The organism is Mycobacterium sp. E136, from assembly GCF_001666865.1.
Lineage (GTDB): Bacteria > Actinomycetota > Actinomycetes > Mycobacteriales > Mycobacteriaceae > Mycobacterium.
In genome coordinates, this window is record NZ_LZJE01000330.1 from 1 (window position 1) to 569 (window position 569).

At 66.1% G+C, this 569-nt stretch carries 1 protein-coding gene; it reads right to left on the bottom strand.

Translation table 11 applies throughout. The annotated features are described in order from the left end of the window. The coding region (locus A5698_RS21870) for an ATP-dependent DNA ligase (protein WP_156670850.1) at positions 1 to 569 on the bottom strand (569 nt) is incomplete at both ends.

Here is a 569-nt window from a genome sequence, read left to right on the forward strand (position 1 = left end):
CCGAGCAGGATCGACCCGATGCCTTCGCCGCTCTTGTGGATGCGATAACCCATCGCCACGCAGTCGGCGTCGCGGGCGTGCTTGATCTTGAACATCACGCGCCTGTCCGGCTGATAGGTCAGGTCCAAAGGTTTTGCGATCACGCCGTCGAGGCCCGCGCCCTCGAACTCGTCGAACCACCGGTGTGCCGTCGCGAGGTCGGTCGTCACCGGGGTGACCTGGAATTTCGTGCCCGCGCCCGAAAGCGCGTCGACGAGTGCGTTGCGGCGTTCCTCGAAAGGCCTTTGGGTGTAATCGATGTCGTCTCGCGCGAGCAGATCGAACGCGATGAAGGCCGCGGGTGTCTTCTCGGCCAGCATCCGGACCCGCGAGTCGGCGGGGTGGATGCGTTGTTGCAGGGCCTCGAAGTCGAGGCCATGGCCGGCGGCGACGACGATCTCGCCGTCGATGACGCAGCGTCCGGGTAGCTCCGTCCTCGCGGCCTCGACCAGTTCGGGGAAGTAGCGGGTCAGCGGGCGTTCGTTGCGGCTGCCGAACTCGACCTCATCGCCGTCGCGGAAGCAGATCGA